This is a genomic window from Thiohalorhabdus sp. (assembly GCF_046545655.1).
Classification (GTDB): Bacteria; Pseudomonadota; Gammaproteobacteria; order Thiohalorhabdales; family Thiohalorhabdaceae; genus Thiohalorhabdus.
In genome coordinates this window covers 1-15,039 of record NZ_JBKGZG010000035.1, presented here as the reverse complement: position 1 = coordinate 15,039, position 15,039 = coordinate 1, and the positions used below count along the sequence as shown (strand labels likewise).

Here is a 15,039-nt window from a genome sequence, read left to right as displayed (position 1 = left end):
CTGTCCGGTCAAACCACGCGGACAACCGTCCGTTGCTGCCCCGGGCCGCGCTGGCCAGGGGCCGCCGGGCCGGGATATACAGGGGAGAGATCCCGTCTTTGCGTGGAGCGCCCCATGCCCCCGAGACCGAGCCTCCGCAGCGCCTTCCTCCCCACCGCCCTGGCGTGCGCGGCCCTCCTGGCCGCCACCGCCAGCCCGGCCCAGGAAGGGGGGGCCGCCGGGGCAGGGAGCCTGGCCTGCGGCGGCGATTACAGCTCCCCGGGCGTCTCCTCGGAGTGGACCATCCACAACCTCAGCCCCTCCCACGCCCTGACCCTGGAGCGGATGCGTCTGTACAGCGCGGGCGGGGAGCGGCTGTACGACTCCCGCCGCAACGGGGCGCCCCCCGCGGTCACCCGCGTGGAGTTCGGGGGGCTCGGGCCCCGCCAGGCGGTCCGCATCCGCACCCAGGAACTGGGGGACGCCGACCTGATCCCCCGCTTCGTGGAGAACGCCGAGCGGCCCCTGCTGGCGGTGTTCGATTGGGTCTCCGACTCCGGGGATCCCGTGCCCGGGCCCCTGGGCGTCCACTCCCGCGTGGGGCCCGGCAACGCCCGCACCGAGACACCCTGCCGGCACCTCCCGCGTTAGGCCGTTTCCGACTCCAGCAGGTGGGCCAGCCACAGGTCGGCCATGAGGTCGGGCAGGCGGTTCTGGGTCTGGCGCGCCCACAGGTTCTCCAGGTCCAGGGCCAGCAGGGGCTGGTCCTGCTCGGCGCAGGAGAACACGGTCTGGGTGCGGCGCCCCGACTCCGGGTCCACCTGCCACTGCAGGCACTGCGAGCACACCCCCTTGAGCATGCACTGCATGGGGCTGCCGGCGGTGCCCTGCACCTCCACGTCCTCGCGGAAGTACGGGGCCAGGCTCCCGCCGGCGGAAAGGGCCTGCTGCATGCCGTACAGCAGTCCGGTGGAGCCCATCACCAGGATCTCGTCCACCTCGCCCAGCTCCAGGTGGGGGGCGGCGGCGCCGCTGAATTCGCCGTCGCCGTAGCGCCGGATCAGGTCCACAGCGTCGCCGGTGGCCACGCTGAGGTCCTGGGGCCGCCCGGCCGCAATGGGCTCGCCCCCGGCGGTGGCCCAGACGATCTGGTCGGTGGCCGCCTCCAGCTGCTCGCGGTAATAGGGCTCGTCCTGGTGGCGGAAGGCGCCGAAATACAGCACGCGGTTGCCCGCCGCCCGCAGGGCGGGACCCAAGGCCAGCATCACCGCCGCCCCCCAGCGGCCCGCCACCACCATCACGGTCTTGCCGCGGCCCATCTCCGTGGGCGCCCCGGTGGGCCCCATGAGGACCAGGGGATCGCCGGGCGCCAGGCGGGCCGATAGGCGCCCGCCTACGCCCCCCTTCAGGACGAACAGCCGCATCAGGTCCCCCTCCACGCCGGCCCCGCTCACCGTCTGCAGGGGCACTTGGAGGCGGGTGCCGGCCACCCGCGGGGCGTGGCTCTCGAAGGTCTGCATGCGGAAGAACTGGCCCGGACGGAAATTGCGGGCGGCCATGGGGGCGCGCACCCGCAGCTCCACCACGGCCGGGTGGCTGTCGTCCACCGCGGCCACCTGCGGCTCCAGGAGGTACGCCATGCGCTCCTGAAAGGCCCGAAGGGAGTCCCGGTGCGCCTCCGCCGGCCCCTGGTCCCCGAGCGCCGCCATGACGTGCGGGTAGGTGCGCAGCCCGGAGGCCACCGCCTTGACCACGCTGCCGGCGAAGCCGGGGTGGGTGTCGCCCAGGAAGGTCATGAAGCGGTCGTCGGCCGCGTAGGAGGTGAAGGGGCCGAACTCTTCCTCCTTGCAGTGCTCCGGGGTGTCCACCGCCTGCAGCTCGCGGCGGTGGTGGACGTGGGGCCGGTAGTGGTTGTCCTCCAGCTCCGCGGTGCCGGGGTGCTCGCGCTCGTAGATGGTGTTGGGCACGGTGCCGGCGGCCACGAAGATGCCCCGGGCGGGCAGCTCGATGTCCTCCGGCACCGACAGCGGCCGGCCGTCGGCGTCCCGGCGCCGGCGGCATTCCAGGGACTTCACGTGGCCGTGGTCGTCGAGGACGGCGTGGATGGGCTCCAGGCGCTCCTCGTAGTAGATGCCCTCCTCCAGGGCCTTGCCCACCTCCTCGTGGTTGCGCCGATAGGCGGGGGACTCGTTCATGGGCCGCCGGTAGGCCACCGTCACCCCGCCCCATTCGCGCAGGAGCGGCAGGAAGTCCGGCTGGCGTCCCTCCTGCTCGGCCCGCTCGCGCTCCGCCCGCACGGCGCGACCGTGGGCCAGGAATTCCTCCAGGATGGCGGCGTTCTCGGCGTCCAGCTTCTCCCACAGGGCCGCCTCGCCGTGCACGGCGGCGAGGCGCTCGTGGCGGTCCAGGGTCTTCTCCACCTGCCGGACGTAGTAGGCCTGCAGCTCGGTGGCGGTGTCGATGGCGGTGAGGCCGCCGCCGATCACCACCGCCGGCAGGCGCACCTGGAGGTTAGCCAGGCTCTCCTGCTTGGCGGCGCCGGTGAGCTGCAGGGCCATGAGGAAGTCGTTGGCCTGGCGCATGCCGCGGGCCAGGCTGTTGCCCATGGGGATGACCCGCGGCAGGCCGGCGCCGCTGGCGTTGCAGACGTGGTGGAAGCCCAGGGCCCAGGCGTCCTCCAGGGTCAGGGTGCCGCCCAGGCGCACCCCGCCGAATACCTGGAAGGTGGGCCGCCGCGCCAGGGTCAGGTAGATGAGCTTGAGGAAGTTCTTGTCCCAGCGCACGGTGATGCCGTACTCGGCCACGCCGCCGAAGCCGTAGTTGACCCGCTGGTCCAGGGGCTCCTCCAGCTCGCCGTAGTCCCGAATGGGCCCCTCCCGGAGCCCCTCGGGAAGCGGCTCGATCTTCAGGCCGTCCACCCCCACCACCGCGCACCCCTCCATGGTCAGGTGGTGGGCCACCGTGAACCCCGCCGGCCCCATGCCGGTCACCAGCACCTTGCGGCCGTTGTAGGGCTTGGCCACGAACTGCTCGTGGCGCAGGGGGTTCCAGCGGGTGAGCAGGTCGTAGACCTCCACGCCCCAGGGCAGGTGGAGCACGTCGGTGAGCACCCGGGTCTCGATCTGCGGGATGTCTACGGGCTCCTGCTTCTGGTAGATGCAGGACTTCATGCAGTCGTTGCAGATGCGGTGGCCGGTGGCGGGGACCATGGGGTTGTCCACCATGGCGGCGGCCAGCGGGGCGATGGTGTAGCCCTCCCGCTTTAGCAGGTTCATCTCGGAGATCTTCTCGTCCAGCGGGCAGCCGTGGAGGGTGTTCTCCAGGGCGCTGACCTTGAAGCCCAGCTCCGGCTGGTCCTTCTTCTCCGGGAAGCCCTTGGAGCAGAAATCGCCGTCGTGGTCGTGGCAGTAGATGCAGTAGCTCGCCTCGCCCTGGACTTCCCGGGCGGACATGCGCGGGTCGGTGAGGGCGAAGCCGTCGCGGGGGCGGAAGCGGCCCGGGGCCTCCATGGCGCCGGGCGAGCCGTCCGCGGCACGCTGCGCGGGCACCAGGTGGTCGGGGTCCACGCGCTCCGGGGTGCGGAAGCCCACCCAGCCGGCGGTGGCCGCCCGCCCCGCCTCGGTCTCCCGGGCGCGCACCGCCCAGGCCGCCAGGCGGTCCAGGGCCTCCGGGCTGCCCCGGGGATCCGCCAGCAGGGCGGCGGTGAGCTCGCCCACCGCCCGCTCGCGGTCGGCGGCGTCGATGCCGTGATCCGCCAGCCGCTCGTCGAGCCAGGCATCCAGCGCCGCGAAGTCCTCGCCCACCCGGCCCCACAGGCGACGGGCCCGTTTCTGCACGATCTCCTGCCGGAAGGCGAAGACGGGGTTGTGGGCCGCGGCGGCGGCCCCCCTCTGGCGGGTGGCCTCCTCGATGCCGAACAGCCCCGCGACGAAGGCCTCCACGTGGGGGGCGAGCTCCAGGAGCAGGCGGCTGTAGGCTTCGGCCGGGGGGAGGGCCTCCGCTTCGCGGAAGTCCACCAGGCGGCGTACCAAAGCGGGATCGCGCTCCTCCAGGTGGAGGCGGAAGCGCTCGTCGAGGCGCCGGAGGCCGGCGGGGTCGCGCAGGTCGGTGTAGGAGAGGCCGTCGAAGCGGACGGGATCTTTGGTCATGGAAGCCCTACCCGGATGCTGGGGATAGGTCTCCCACTGTGGGTTAGGATGGCGGGCCTGGGAAGGGGACACCCCGGACCGGGCTCCCCCGCAACCGGCTCAAGGGCGCGCGGAACCGCCGATCAGCTCCACCCCCACCCGGCAGTTGCCGTCGGGCCCTTTCCGGCAGAAAACCGGCAGGCAGCCGTAGATCCGCGGCGGCCCGGAGGCCGGGCCGGGCACCTCCAGGCGGGCCACCCGCCCGGAGGCAACCGGGACCGCGCATTCCAGGCCGTAGCCCAGGGCGGAATGATCCACCAGCCGCACCGGCAGGGGCGCTTCGCCGGGACGCACCAGTCGGGCTTCCCCGTTGGCCCGGTGGCGGGGAACCAGCCGCAGCTCCCAGGGCACCCGCTCCGCCGCCAGGCTCACTCGCAGGAGGACCCGGCGCAGGTACCCGATAAGCGCAGGCTCCAACCCTGCCGCCTCCGCGCTTACGATGAGGTGGCTGAGGCGCGCCTGCAGGTCCCCCGGGCCCACCACCGGGGGAACGGGTCCGCCGGGCTCCGGAATCCGTCCCCCGTCGTCCCCCGGATCCAGCAGGCCCCCCACATGGCCGCAAGCCCGGTCCAGGTAGTCCACCGCCTCCCTGCGCACCACCCCGTCCCGGGCCGCGCCCACCAGGGAGCGCAGCCGGGCGGGCAGCACCTCGGCGGCTGGCGTTGGCTCCCGCATCCACACTCCTCGTCGGGGGAATTGACACCTTCCCGCCCCCCGCTACCGAGGAAATGTACACCTTATTGAAATTTTTACGAAACGCAAAAAGGAACGATTGATGCACGGCCACCCCCGGAGAGCCCGGAACACCGCTGCCATCGGGGGGAACCCATGCTCAAGGAAAAACCGGCCTTGTCGCTCCTTGCCGCCCTGCTAGCCCTGCTGCTCCCCTGTGGTCTCCTCGCAGCGGGAGCCCCCACGGTCCCCGCGGCTCCCTCGCCCCAGGGCCATGGGCAGAACCCGGGAACGGGAGTCCAAGCCTTGTTCCGCCCGGCGGCAGCCATTGTCCCGCCAGCCGGAACAGCCCCCTTCCCGGCCTCCCGAGTCCCGAGCGCGGAGTCCCAACGCCCCTCGGTGCAAACCGCCGGGGGTGCTTCCGATCCACCCGCCGGCTCCCCCCCGGATGGGCCTGAGCGGAGGCTCCCGGAAGGCGCCGCCCTGGTCACCTCCGGCAACCCGGCCGGGGCCCTCTCCCTGCTACGCGGCTGGCTGGACCACACTTTCTTCGACCCCGGCGCCCTGGCCCTGCTGGTGGGCGCCCTGCTTACCCTGCGCTGGGGCGCCTACCGCTTCCCCTAACGGGCCGGACTTCTTCCCCTTCCCACCGGCCCATGCTGGCCCAGGCATCCCCATTGGCGCCCTGCCACACCCCCCCGGAACCGGCCAACTGTCGGGCTGCCTTCCACCCGCGCGCGGCAGCCGGCACCTTGTCGGCAACCTTGACACGGCCTCCCGCCTTTTTTCGCTCCAAAGCCCAGATAATTGTTTATCAACACAAATTTTTATGGCACGAAAGATGCTTGATGTCCCCATGAGGCAACACTCCCGGGCCGGAGGGCAGCAGAGGGGTGCGACCGGGCCGGTGGAACGGTTCCCGGCACACCCGAGGGCCGGCGGAAGCGACTGAACAGATCCAGCTCCTAGCTCCCCCCCTTGGCTGGGAGGCCGGGCCCCGGAGATTCCGGGGCCTTTTTTTGGGCCCTTCCGGGAAAAACGATCCCATTCTGTATGGACGGGTTACCGGTGGCCCCGCCGGTCTTTCGACCGGCCTCCTGCCTTTCCCCCAAACGGCAGACCCCGAATCGAAATGGCTTTTGTCGCTTCCCCGGGGAAGCCGAGGGGAGAGACTGCGTGCTCCCCCCTACCAGAACCGATCCCGGCAAAGTCGGCGGGCTTTACATCTTTTTCCGCCTCTCTGCGCCCGCTGGCCTCCGAAAGCCGAACCACCGAGAGAAAAAAATGAATGGTATGAACGATTAGTACCGGCCGGAGATCCTCTCCATGGCGCGTGGGGAGTGTTCCCTGCCTTTACTCCACGCTTCCGGGTGCCGCCCTGCTTTACGGGGAGCCTCGGAATTTCCGGGAGTAACACACTTGGCACAGCGCTTGCCGATCAGGGAACGCAGGGCCCTGTATGAATCGTTTCACAGGCCTCTCATCAACCAAGGAGCGAAACAATGGCAAGCGCGAAACGGATACGTCTATGCGGTCTCTTCCTGCTGACGGCTCCCGCCCTGGCCTGGGGGGCGCCATTCAGCGCCGACCTCCAGCCCCTGAACGATTCGGGCGTCAACGGGAGCGCCAACATGGAGCTGGAGGAAGACTCCCTGGACGTAAATATCAACGCCTCCGGTCTGGAGGCCAATGAAACCCATCCGCAGAACCTCCTCGGTCCCTTCGACGAAGACGGCAACCCATCGCAGGCGACCATCCCCGACATGGATGCCGATGCGGACGGGGACGGCTTCATCGAGCTGGAGGAGGCCACCACCACCCTCGGGCCGGTGATCCTGCCCCTGTCCGGCACGGACGGGCAGGAGCTCGAGGCCGGACCTCCGGAGCCCCAAGGGCCGCAAAACGGGAACGGTCCACCGGAAGAAGAGGAGCTACCCGAGCAGGCGCAACAGATGGACCAGGAGCAGCTGCAGGATCTGGACCAGGAGCAGCTTCAGGAGATGGATCAGGAGCAGCTCCAGGAGCAGATGCAGCAATCGGAGCTTGGCGAGGGAGGCTTCCCCATCGCTGACGAGGAGGGCAACATCAACTTCAGTGCCACCTACGACCTGAGCGACGAGGAAATCTTCGCCGACGACTTCACCCGGGACGACCTGCTGCCCATGGATCAGCGGGCCATCGTCCTGCACGGCATGAGCACCACCGAGGAGGACGGCGTCGACACGGAGGGTGAGGTGGACGGCACCGCCGGCTACAAGGACGTCCTGCCGGTGGCGGGCGGCACCATCGTCGCCGACGCCGGTGACGACGGGGAGGTTACCCCTCCTGCCGAGGGGGACGGCCCGGGTGAGCCCGGCGCCCCCGACGCGGAGATCCCCGAGCCGGGCGTGCTGAGCCTGCTCGCCATGGGCATGCTCGCCTTCCTGGGCGGCTTCGGCCGCCGCTTCGGCCGGCTGCGCGGCTGACCCGTCCGTTCCTCCGGCGCACGGGCCGGAGGACGGCTTCGGCGGCATGGCGCCCCGGCGACGCTCCGTCGCCGGGGCGTTCTACGGTTCCAGGTCCTGCTTCTTCTGCAGGAACTCCTCGCGGTCGATCTCCCCGCGGGCGTAGCGCTCCTCCAGGAGCTCCAGGGCCCTGGGCCTTTCCCGCTTACGGGGTTCCGGGCCTTCGCCGGGTCGCCCGGGCCCCAGGGCCAGCCACCGGACCAGGGCGGCAATGGCGAGCACCACCAGCACCCAGAACAGGATCATGAAAACGCCGCCCAGGCCCCAAAGGCCGTGACCGTCGGACATCCACATACGCGCCTCCCGATGCGCTGCCTCCCGGGCTAGCGGTCCGGGCGAACCACCAGGGTCAGCCCCTCCAGGCCACTGACGAGGACCAGCTCTCCCCGCCCGGGCCGAGGGCCGGTCGCCGGATCCAACCGGGCGGACCACAGGGCCCCCTGGAGCCGGACTCGGCCCCGGCAATGGCCGTGGCCGTGGGCATCCCGGAACTCCTCCGCCACCTGCCCCCGGCAACCGGGCAGAGCTTCCCGGCCCAGCCGCGCCGGGAGGTGGCGGTCCAGGAGCCGGACCACGGGCAAATCCCCCACCGCCAGAATAACCGCAAGGGCCGCGGCCAGGCCCCACCCGCCCCAGAGCAGGCCCGCCCCGGCCGCGAGGGCCCCCTCGCAGGCCACCACCCCGAGAATCCGCAGGAAAAGACGCCGTTGAGCCATGCCGAAACCCGTTTACCATACGTAGGCTCCGGGGCGATCCGCCGGAGCCAGGCTGCCACCCATCCGGGAGCACAGGGAAGATGCCCGCCACCCGTTGCCCAGTATGCGCCATGCGCCCCCTCTCCCACCGCAATGAGCTGGAGTTCCGGGGCATGTACTTCGCCTTCTGCTCCCCGTCCTGCCAGGAACGCTTCCTGCAGGACCCGCAGCATTTCCTGAGCCGGCAGGGCGCCCCGGGGCGGGCAGCCGGGCCCGCCAAACGGCGCCGCCTGCGGCTGGGCCAGCAGCCCGCCCCCGACCAGGCCGAAACGCTGCGGGAGCTCCTGGAAGGGATGATGGGGGTCCGGGCGGTGGGCTTCCGCGGGGACCGCCTGGAAATCACCTACGACCCCGGGCAGGCCAGCTTGGAGGGTCTGGAGAGGGAGCTCCTGGAGGCCGGCGACCGCCTGGGCCCCGGATGGGGCGAGCGGCTGCGCCGCGCCTTCGTCCACTTCGAGGCGGAAGAGGGGTAGGCGCCTCCCCCTAGCTCCGGTCGGAGTCCGGGCTTGATTCCCTGGCGATCACCGTCCGGACCAGGTCCCATTCGGATCGCACCAGGCCCTCCCGGCACTGCTGCAACAGCTTCTCGAGCTCCCGCCGGATGAGCCGCAGGTCGGCCATGCGCTCGTCCACCTCACCGAGCTTGGCGGTGGCCAGGCGCTCCACCTTCCCGCACCCCATGGTACCGAAGTCCAGCAGCTCCCCCACCTCCCGCAGGGTGAAGCCCATGTACTGGGCCCGCTTGATGAAGAGGATGCGGTCGACCACCTCCGGACCGTAGTGACGCACGCCCCCGGGCGGGCGGGGCGGCTCGGGGAGAAGCCCCTTGCGCTGGTAGTAGCGGATGGTTTCCACGTTGACCCCCGCCTTCTGGGCCAAAACCCCTATGGTCATGCGCGGCTGGTGAGCATCGTTCACTGGTCGGCCCTACGTTGCTGGAGCCCCGGGCTCCCGGGTTTACCGCATGGCCCAGCTGATCCCGCATTGTCCCGGCCGGGGCCGGGCGCACCGGGCGGGGGAGCGCGGCCACCCTGGCTCCGGATCCTGCTCCAGGGCAGCATGAACCGGTCCGCTCTCCCCGGAAACAGCATCAGGGGCGCCCCCTACAGAGGCACAACCGGCGGGGCAGTTTACGCTCCGTACCGTGCTACAGAGTCAAGGGCCCGGTACAGCAGGAACAAAAGTGGACGACCAGAAAAGATTGACCCTTCTTTAAAGACCCTGAGGCGTGATTCCAAGTTCAACCAACCTGGCCGGGGGGAAGCGGGCGGCAGTGATCCACGACGGAGGCCCGGGACAGTCCGGCAACCCCTCGACCACCCAACGCGGGGATCCCTCGGTATTACAGGTCTTCTTCCAGTTGGGTATAGGTGCGGCTGAGGTTGGTGGGGTGCCAGTTGTCGAAGTGGCGCAGCTCCCGGAAGGCCGCCGGCGTCTTTTCCGTGAGGCGGTCCGTCACCTGGTCCAGCGGCTCCCAGTCTTCCACCGCCTGGCCCACCTCGGCCACCAGCCAGTCCAGATAGTCGCCCGTCTGCGCGCGGGCCCTGGCGGGGTCCGCCACACCGCCGTGGCCGGGCACGATGCGCTCGGGGCCCAGGTCCATGGCGGCGTGGAAGGCCTCCCGCCACCGCTGGACATCGCTGAAGGGGTGGACGCCGAGCATGCGGTCCACGTAGATGTGGTCGCCGCTGAACAGCACCTCGGCCTCCGGCAGCCAAACCACGGCGTCGCCGGGGAAGTGGGCGTCGCCGAAGCGGCGCAGCTCCAGTTCCCGGCCGCCCAGCTCCAGGCGGGCGCGGTCGCCGGCGTGGGGCTCGGCGGCCCGCACGGGATCGATGGCCGCGGCCTCCTCGGCATCCAGCGTCCCCTGCAGGCGCTCCCGGTGGCGGTCGGCGAAACGCCCCTGGGTTTCCGTCGTAGCCGCCAGGGCGTGGATGGTGGCGCCGCGTTCCTTGAAGTAGCTGTTGCCGAGCCAGCGGTGGTCCTGGCTGCCCGTATTGATCACCCATTTCACAGGCTGGTCGGTCACGTGCCGCACCGCCTCGTGGATGATCGCCGCCCCGGCCGGCGAGGCGCCGCTGTCGATCACCGCCACGCCGTCGTCGGTGACCACGAAGCCAAAGTTGGCGTTGAGGGCGTGGTTGTCGGCGCTGCGCGGCCCGGTGGGGCCGACGAGGGCGTAGACGCCGTCGGCTACTTCTTCCATCTCGAGGGGGCCGAAGTCCTCTCCCGCCTGCGCGGCGGGGGAGCCGGCCAGCATAACGCAAGCCGCCAGAAGCAGGGTCGTCAAGGCATAAACGGTCCGGGGGTAAGGCATCGGTCGTCTCCGTTTTGAAAGCATTCGGTGGGGGATTATCCGGTGGTAAGAACGGGCCAGACCATTCGGGCCGCCACCCCCAGCAGGAGCAGGCCGAAGGCCCGCTTGACCCAGCTGGGTCGCATCCGCTCGCGCATGAGCCGGGCCCCCAGCTGGGCGCCGGCTACGGCCGCCAGGCCGGTGCCCACCAGCAGAAGCCAATGGAGGTGGCCGACGGCAACGTGGCCGGCGAAGCCCGAGAAGGACGCGAACACCACGATGAAGGCCGAGGTGGCCACCGCCTGCTTGGTCGGATAGCCCACCGCGAGGAGCAGAGGCAGGACCAGGAACCCCCCACCGATGCCGAGCAATCCGGCAACCGCGCCGACGCCCAGTCCAGCCGCGGCGGTCAGTATGGCCCGCCGTCCGGCAGGCAGCAGCGCCTCGGGCTCGGCCCGGCCCGCGGCGGCCAGCATACGGCTGCCGGCCGCCACCAGGCCCAGGGCGAACAGCAGGACCAGGGTCTCCGTGGCCAGGTAGCGCGTCCCCAGGGCGCCCAGGGGGGCCGCCGCCAGGGAGGTGGAAGCCATGGGCAGGCCGCCGCGCCAGTCCACCAGTCCCGCCCGGGCGTGGGCCACCGCCGCCGACAGGGTGGTCAGGCCGTTGAGGAGCAGGGCGGTGGGGATGGCCACACGCTTGAAGTCGTAGCCGAGCCCGTCAAGCAAGGGGACATAGAGGACGCCCCCGCCCAGGCCCAGGAGCGAAAACGCCAGGGCCAGAACGAAGACAGCGGCAACGGCCAGCGCGACCACGGAACGAGCCTCGGCTCAGCCCGCCAGCCACTCCGCCAACTTCTTGCGGTCGGGCACGCCGCCGGCGTGCACCACCTCGCCGTCCACCACCACGCCGGGCGTGGACATGACGCCATAGCTCATGATGTCGCCGATGTCCTCCACCTTCTGCAGATCGATGTCGGCGCCCTGCTCCTCCGCCACCTGCTCGATGAGCTGCAGGGTGGTCTGGCAGTTGGCGCAGCCGGTGCCGAGCACCTTCACTTCCTTGGTCATGATCGCTCTCCTGTTGGGTTCGTTGCGGTCCTAACAGCAGCTGCCGGATTTGGCGGGCTGGGGCTCGCTGCCGCAGCATCCGCCGCTGGTTTCCTCGGGCGCGCTCTCCTGTTCGCCGCCGCAGCAGCCGCCCCCGGCCTCCTGTTCTTCGGCAGCCGGCCCGATCCCCAGGGCGGCGTTGAGGTCCTCATCATTGCGGGCGTCGGCCTCGTCGCGCACGTGGCGGGCCAGCTCTACCACCGTGGCGATCTGGGATTCGGGGATGCCCATCTCCCGCAGCCGGTTCAGCTGGCAGCGCGGCTGGGAGGGGTGCCCCCCCGCCACGCCGGCGGCCAGGGTGGCCAGGGCGACGATGGAGGGGTGCAGCTCGGGGGCGTTGTCTTGGCTCATCAGTACGGTCTCCTTCAGGCAGCCAGGTTGAAGCCCCATCCCACCAGCATGAAGGCGCCGGCGAGGATGGCGGCGTAGTGGGCAAGGGCCTTCCAGTGCAGGACCTTGCGCAGGATGAGAATCTCAGGCAGGGACAGGGCGGCGATGGCCATCATCAGGGCCAGCACCGTGCCCACGGCCACCTCCTTGGCCAGCATGGCCTCGGCCACGGGGATGACGCCGGTGGCGTTGGCGTACAGGGGCACGCCGAGGACCACCGCCGCCGGCACCGTCCACCACTGGCCGCCGGCCAGGTACTCGGAGACCCAGGCCTCGGGCACGAAGCCGTGGAAGGCGGCCCCCACGGCGATACCGGCCACCACCCACTTCCAGATGCGGCCAACGATCTCCTTAACCTCGCCCACGGCGAAGCGGTGGCGGCCTGCCAGGGACGTGTCCGCCTCGGGCCGGGCGGTCTCGCCCATCCGGATCTTCCAGACGTAGTCGGCCACCCAGCGCTCGGGGCGCAGCCGCTCCATCAGCGCCCCGCCGGCGTAGGCCACCACCAGGCCGCTGGCCACGTACATGGCGGTGAGCTTCCAGCCCAGGATGCCCACCAGCAGCACCACGGCCACCTCATTGATCATGGGGCTGGCGATGAGGAAGGAGAAGGTCACCCCCAGCGGGATGCCCGCCTCGACGAAGCCGATGAACAGCGGCACCGAGGAGCAGGAGCAAAACGGCGTCACCGCCCCCAGCCCCACCGCCAGCGAGCGCGCCGCGCCCTTGGGCTTGCCGCGCACGTACTCGCGCACCCGCTCCGGAGAGATCATGGCCCGTAGCAGGCCCATGACGTAGATTACCGCCACCAGCAGCACGAAGATCTTGGCGGTGTCCATGACAAAGAACTGCACCGCGGGACCCAGGGAGCCTTCGGGGCTCAGGCCCAGCAGGGAATAGGCGACGGCATCGCCCAGTTCGGTAAACATCCTTACCTCCAAATGAAAATTCGTCGGATGGCAGTGGGAGGGGCCCTACCCGGACGCCTCCTCCCCCAGCCGGGACACCAGCTCCCGCACCCGGCGCTCAACCTCGTCGCGGGTGGCGCGGAAGGTATCTATGATCGCCTCCTCGCTGCCGGTGGCCTTGGCCGGGTCCGACAGCGGCCAGTGCTCCTTGGCGGTGCCCGGGGGAAGGATGGGGCAGTGCTCGTCGGCGTGGCCGCAGACGGTGACCACCCGGTCCGCCCAGTCCAGCAGCTCGTCGGTCAGCCGGGTGGATTCCTGGCCGCTGATGTCGATGCCGGCCTCCTCCATGACGGCGATGGCACGGGGGTTCTGGCCGTGGGCCTCGATGCCGGCGGAATCGAAATGCAGGTCCGGACCGCCCAGGTGGCGGCCCCAGCCCTCGGCCATCTGGCTGCGGCAAGAGTTGCCGGTGCAGAGAAAGAGGATGTTCACGCGGATCCCCTAATCGCAGCAGGAGGAGGCGCCGGTCTCCGGCCCGCAGCAGGCGCTGACCGGGTCGGTGAACAACGCCGCCTCGTCCAGGGTGTGGTAGGTCTCCCAGGCGACGCCCTGCGGGTCGGTGACCCAGTACTTGTCGGAGACGGCGTAGCAGCAGGTGGTGCCCGCCTCCTTGAGGCCCCCCGCATCGGCGGCCCGGGCCCTCTCCTCCAGCCGGGACAGGCCATCCTCGTCGGCCGCCTGGATGCCCAAGTGGTCGATGCCCGGCGCCCGCCCCCGCGCGGAGATGGCGAAATTCACCGCCGGATCCTCCAGCTCCCATTTGGCGTAGTCCTGCTTGCTCACCGCCGGCTCCGCGCCGAACAGGCTGCTGTAGAAGACCTTATTGCGCTCCAGATCATCCACCGCGATGTGCACATGGAAACGGTTCATGGCCTACTCCTTTGCTTGCTGCTGCACATTCCGATATCGCTATATGCGTTTATCCATATATAAAAGGCCGCAGCTTCCTCCGACCGGCCAGCCACCCCTGCTCTAGATGTCCTGGGTGCCAGCCGCCTCCACGAACACCTGGGGCCCGCGGCCGCGGCGCGGCGACGACCGCAGGGTGAGGGCCCCGCCTCGTGCGGCCACCCAGCGGGCGGCGGCCGGATCCAAGCGCACGGCGGGGGTGCTCACCCGCCGGCGCCCTCCGCTTGCGGGAAGCGGTGGCGGGTGCGGTTGGCGATCTTCACTAGGGCCAGCATCAAGGGCACCTCCACCAGCACCCCCACCACGGTGGCCAGGGCCGCCCCGGACTGCAGGCCGAACAGGGCGATAGCCGCGGCCACCGCCAGCTCGAAGAAGTTGGACGCCCCGATCATGGCCCCCGGCGCGGCCACGCTGTGCGGCACCCGCCAGCCCCAGGCCCAGCCGTAGGCAAGGAAAAAGACCAGGAAGGTCTGCACGGTGAGCGGGATGGCGATCAAGACGATGTGCAGCGGATTGGTCAGGATCACCTCGCCCTGGAAGGCGAACAGCAGCACCAGGGTGAGGAGCAGCGCCACCGGGGTCACCCCGCCCAGACGGGGCAGAAAGACGTTGTCGAACCACTCCATCCCGCGCCGACGGATCAGGGTCAGCCGCGTGAGGTAGCCCGCCGCCAGGGGGATGACGATGTAGAGCCCCACCGACAGGGCCACCGTGTCCCAGGGCACGGTGATGTCCGAGATCCCGAGGAGGAAGACCACGATGGGGGCGAAGGCGACCAAAAGGATCAGGTCGTTCACCGCCACCTGCACCAGGGTGTAGGCGGGATCGCCGCGGGTGAGGTAGCTCCAGACAAAGACCATGGCCGTGCACGGCGCCGCCCCGAGCAGGATGGCCCCGGCCAGGTACTCCCGCGCCAGCTCCGCCGGAATCAGCGGCGCGAACAGGACGATCAGGAAGAACCAGGCGATGGCGAACATGGTGAAGGGCTTGATCAGCCAATTCACCGCGGTGGTGATGACCAGCCCCTTGGGCTGGCGGCGCACCCCCAGGATGGAGGCGAAGTCGATCTGCACCATCATGGGGATGATCATGGCCCAGATGAGGACCGCCACCGGGATGGAGACCTGGGCGTACTCGAAGCGCGACAGCGCCGCCGGCACAGCCGGGGCGAGCTGGCCCAGGGCCACGCCTGCGGCGATGGCCAGGGCCACCCACACCGACAGGTAACGCTCGAACAGGCCCATGCCCTCGCGGACGTCCGGGGCCTCCAGGG

Annotated in this window: 18 protein-coding genes; 4 read left to right on the top strand and 14 right to left on the bottom strand. The window is 70.4% G+C overall.

All coding sequences use genetic code 11. From position 1 onward, the window contains the following. The first annotated feature begins 114 nt into the window (after positions 1 to 114). Positions 115 to 630, top strand: a complete 516-nt coding sequence (locus ACLFRB_RS08830; protein WP_411068644.1) for a hypothetical protein — start codon at positions 115 to 117, stop codon at positions 628 to 630. Here the strand turns inward: ACLFRB_RS08830 and ACLFRB_RS08825 are convergent. Both ACLFRB_RS08825 and ACLFRB_RS08820 read right to left on the bottom strand, forming a co-directional pair. Continuing rightward, the gene (locus tag ACLFRB_RS08825; protein WP_411068643.1) at positions 627 to 4,127 is read right to left on the bottom strand and encodes a pyridine nucleotide-disulfide oxidoreductase; all 3,501 of its coding nucleotides are present in this window, start codon (positions 4,125 to 4,127) and stop codon (positions 627 to 629) included. The genes ACLFRB_RS08830 and ACLFRB_RS08825 overlap by 4 nt on opposite strands. Positions 4,128 to 4,226: 99 nt before the next feature. Further along, the gene (locus ACLFRB_RS08820; protein ID WP_411068642.1) at positions 4,227 to 4,841 is read right to left on the bottom strand and encodes a hypothetical protein; all 615 of its coding nucleotides are present in this window, start codon (positions 4,839 to 4,841) and stop codon (positions 4,227 to 4,229) included. A 396-nt stretch (positions 4,842 to 5,237) separates the two neighbouring features. Here ACLFRB_RS08820 and ACLFRB_RS08815 point away from each other — a divergent pair, with 396 nt between their 5' ends. Further along, positions 5,238 to 5,462 (top strand): hypothetical protein, encoded by a 225-nt coding sequence (locus tag ACLFRB_RS08815; RefSeq protein ID WP_411068641.1) that lies wholly within the window; start codon positions 5,238 to 5,240, stop codon positions 5,460 to 5,462. Between the two features lie 878 nt (positions 5,463 to 6,340). Continuing rightward, complete coding sequence (locus ACLFRB_RS08810) at positions 6,341 to 7,303, top strand: hypothetical protein (RefSeq protein ID WP_411068640.1); 963 nt, start codon at positions 6,341 to 6,343, stop codon at positions 7,301 to 7,303. Between the two features lie 81 nt (positions 7,304 to 7,384). Here ACLFRB_RS08810 and ACLFRB_RS08805 read toward each other — a convergent pair whose 3' ends face one another. Then, the gene (locus ACLFRB_RS08805) at positions 7,385 to 7,636 is read right to left on the bottom strand and encodes an SHOCT domain-containing protein (protein ID WP_411068639.1); all 252 of its coding nucleotides are present in this window, start codon (positions 7,634 to 7,636) and stop codon (positions 7,385 to 7,387) included. 29 nt (positions 7,637 to 7,665) lie between these two features. After that, on the bottom strand, positions 7,666 to 8,058 hold the full coding sequence (locus ACLFRB_RS08800; RefSeq protein ID WP_411068638.1) for an NfeD family protein: 393 nt from the start codon (positions 8,056 to 8,058) through the stop codon (positions 7,666 to 7,668). A gap of 80 nt (positions 8,059 to 8,138) precedes the next feature. Here ACLFRB_RS08800 and ACLFRB_RS08795 point away from each other — a divergent pair, with 80 nt between their 5' ends. Continuing rightward, positions 8,139 to 8,570: a hypothetical protein gene (locus ACLFRB_RS08795; protein WP_411068637.1), complete on the top strand. Its 432-nt coding sequence runs from the start codon at positions 8,139 to 8,141 to the stop codon at positions 8,568 to 8,570. Positions 8,571 to 8,580: 10 nt separating this feature from the next. On the opposite strand, the gene ACLFRB_RS08790 is transcribed toward ACLFRB_RS08795, so the two are convergent. The 10 genes from ACLFRB_RS08790 to arsB all read right to left on the bottom strand — a co-directional run bounded on the left by ACLFRB_RS08790 (position 8,581) and on the right by arsB (position 15,010). Continuing rightward, entirely contained in the window at positions 8,581 to 9,015 is a 435-nt protein-coding gene (locus tag ACLFRB_RS08790; protein ID WP_411068636.1) for a MerR family transcriptional regulator, read from the bottom strand. 424 nt (positions 9,016 to 9,439) lie between these two features. Further along, a complete protein-coding gene (locus tag ACLFRB_RS08785) occupies positions 9,440 to 10,387 on the bottom strand; it encodes an MBL fold metallo-hydrolase (protein WP_411068635.1) in 948 nt (315 codons plus the stop codon). 62 nt (positions 10,388 to 10,449) lie between these two features. Then, the gene (locus ACLFRB_RS08780; protein ID WP_411068634.1) at positions 10,450 to 11,205 is read right to left on the bottom strand and encodes a sulfite exporter TauE/SafE family protein; all 756 of its coding nucleotides are present in this window, start codon (positions 11,203 to 11,205) and stop codon (positions 10,450 to 10,452) included. A gap of 15 nt (positions 11,206 to 11,220) precedes the next feature. Then, the gene (locus ACLFRB_RS08775) at positions 11,221 to 11,460 is read right to left on the bottom strand and encodes a thioredoxin family protein (protein WP_411068633.1); all 240 of its coding nucleotides are present in this window, start codon (positions 11,458 to 11,460) and stop codon (positions 11,221 to 11,223) included. Between the two features lie 30 nt (positions 11,461 to 11,490). Next, positions 11,491 to 11,850, bottom strand: a complete 360-nt coding sequence (locus ACLFRB_RS08770; RefSeq protein ID WP_411068632.1) for a hypothetical protein — start codon at positions 11,848 to 11,850, stop codon at positions 11,491 to 11,493. A gap of 14 nt (positions 11,851 to 11,864) precedes the next feature. Further along, positions 11,865 to 12,818 (bottom strand): permease, encoded by a 954-nt coding sequence (locus tag ACLFRB_RS08765; protein WP_411068631.1) that lies wholly within the window; start codon positions 12,816 to 12,818, stop codon positions 11,865 to 11,867. Between the two features lie 45 nt (positions 12,819 to 12,863). Further along, positions 12,864 to 13,289 carry an arsenate reductase ArsC gene (locus ACLFRB_RS08760; protein ID WP_411068630.1) on the bottom strand — a complete coding sequence of 142 codons (426 nt, stop codon included), beginning with the start codon at positions 13,287 to 13,289 and terminating at the stop codon, positions 12,864 to 12,866. A gap of 9 nt (positions 13,290 to 13,298) precedes the next feature. Beyond that, the gene (locus ACLFRB_RS08755) at positions 13,299 to 13,727 is read right to left on the bottom strand and encodes an ArsI/CadI family heavy metal resistance metalloenzyme (protein ID WP_411068629.1); all 429 of its coding nucleotides are present in this window, start codon (positions 13,725 to 13,727) and stop codon (positions 13,299 to 13,301) included. Between the two features lie 102 nt (positions 13,728 to 13,829). Further along, positions 13,830 to 13,973 (bottom strand): hypothetical protein, encoded by a 144-nt coding sequence (locus tag ACLFRB_RS08750; RefSeq protein WP_411068628.1) that lies wholly within the window; start codon positions 13,971 to 13,973, stop codon positions 13,830 to 13,832. After that, entirely contained in the window at positions 13,970 to 15,010 is a 1,041-nt protein-coding gene (gene arsB, locus ACLFRB_RS08745) for an ACR3 family arsenite efflux transporter (protein ID WP_411068660.1), read from the bottom strand. The genes ACLFRB_RS08750 and arsB overlap by 4 nt, the downstream gene beginning before the upstream one ends. Positions 15,011 to 15,039: the final 29 nt, after the last annotated feature.

What these genes read in the sequence shown, in the direction of transcription:
- ACLFRB_RS08755 (WP_411068629.1), bottom strand. Translation starts at nt 13,727, where the DNA reads ATGAACCGTTTCCATGTGCACATCGCGGTGGATGATCTGGAGCGCAAT.
- ACLFRB_RS08820 (WP_411068642.1), bottom strand. Translation starts at nt 4,841, where the DNA reads ATGCGGGAGCCAACGCCAGCCGCCGAGGTGCTGCCCGCCCGGCTGCGC.
- ACLFRB_RS08765 (WP_411068631.1), bottom strand. Translation starts at nt 12,818, where the DNA reads ATGTTTACCGAACTGGGCGATGCCGTCGCCTATTCCCTGCTGGGCCTG.
- ACLFRB_RS08800 (WP_411068638.1), bottom strand. Translation starts at nt 8,058, where the DNA reads ATGGCTCAACGGCGTCTTTTCCTGCGGATTCTCGGGGTGGTGGCCTGC.
- ACLFRB_RS08795 (WP_411068637.1), top strand. Translation starts at nt 8,139, where the DNA reads ATGCCCGCCACCCGTTGCCCAGTATGCGCCATGCGCCCCCTCTCCCAC.
- ACLFRB_RS08825 (WP_411068643.1), bottom strand. Translation starts at nt 4,127, where the DNA reads ATGACCAAAGATCCCGTCCGCTTCGACGGCCTCTCCTACACCGACCTG.
- ACLFRB_RS08830 (WP_411068644.1), top strand. Translation starts at nt 115, where the DNA reads ATGCCCCCGAGACCGAGCCTCCGCAGCGCCTTCCTCCCCACCGCCCTG.
- ACLFRB_RS08805 (WP_411068639.1), bottom strand. Translation starts at nt 7,636, where the DNA reads ATGTGGATGTCCGACGGTCACGGCCTTTGGGGCCTGGGCGGCGTTTTC.
- ACLFRB_RS08810 (WP_411068640.1), top strand. Translation starts at nt 6,341, where the DNA reads ATGGCAAGCGCGAAACGGATACGTCTATGCGGTCTCTTCCTGCTGACG.
- arsB (WP_411068660.1), bottom strand. Translation starts at nt 15,010, where the DNA reads ATGGGCCTGTTCGAGCGTTACCTGTCGGTGTGGGTGGCCCTGGCCATC.
- ACLFRB_RS08770 (WP_411068632.1), bottom strand. Translation starts at nt 11,850, where the DNA reads ATGAGCCAAGACAACGCCCCCGAGCTGCACCCCTCCATCGTCGCCCTG.
- ACLFRB_RS08775 (WP_411068633.1), bottom strand. Translation starts at nt 11,460, where the DNA reads ATGACCAAGGAAGTGAAGGTGCTCGGCACCGGCTGCGCCAACTGCCAG.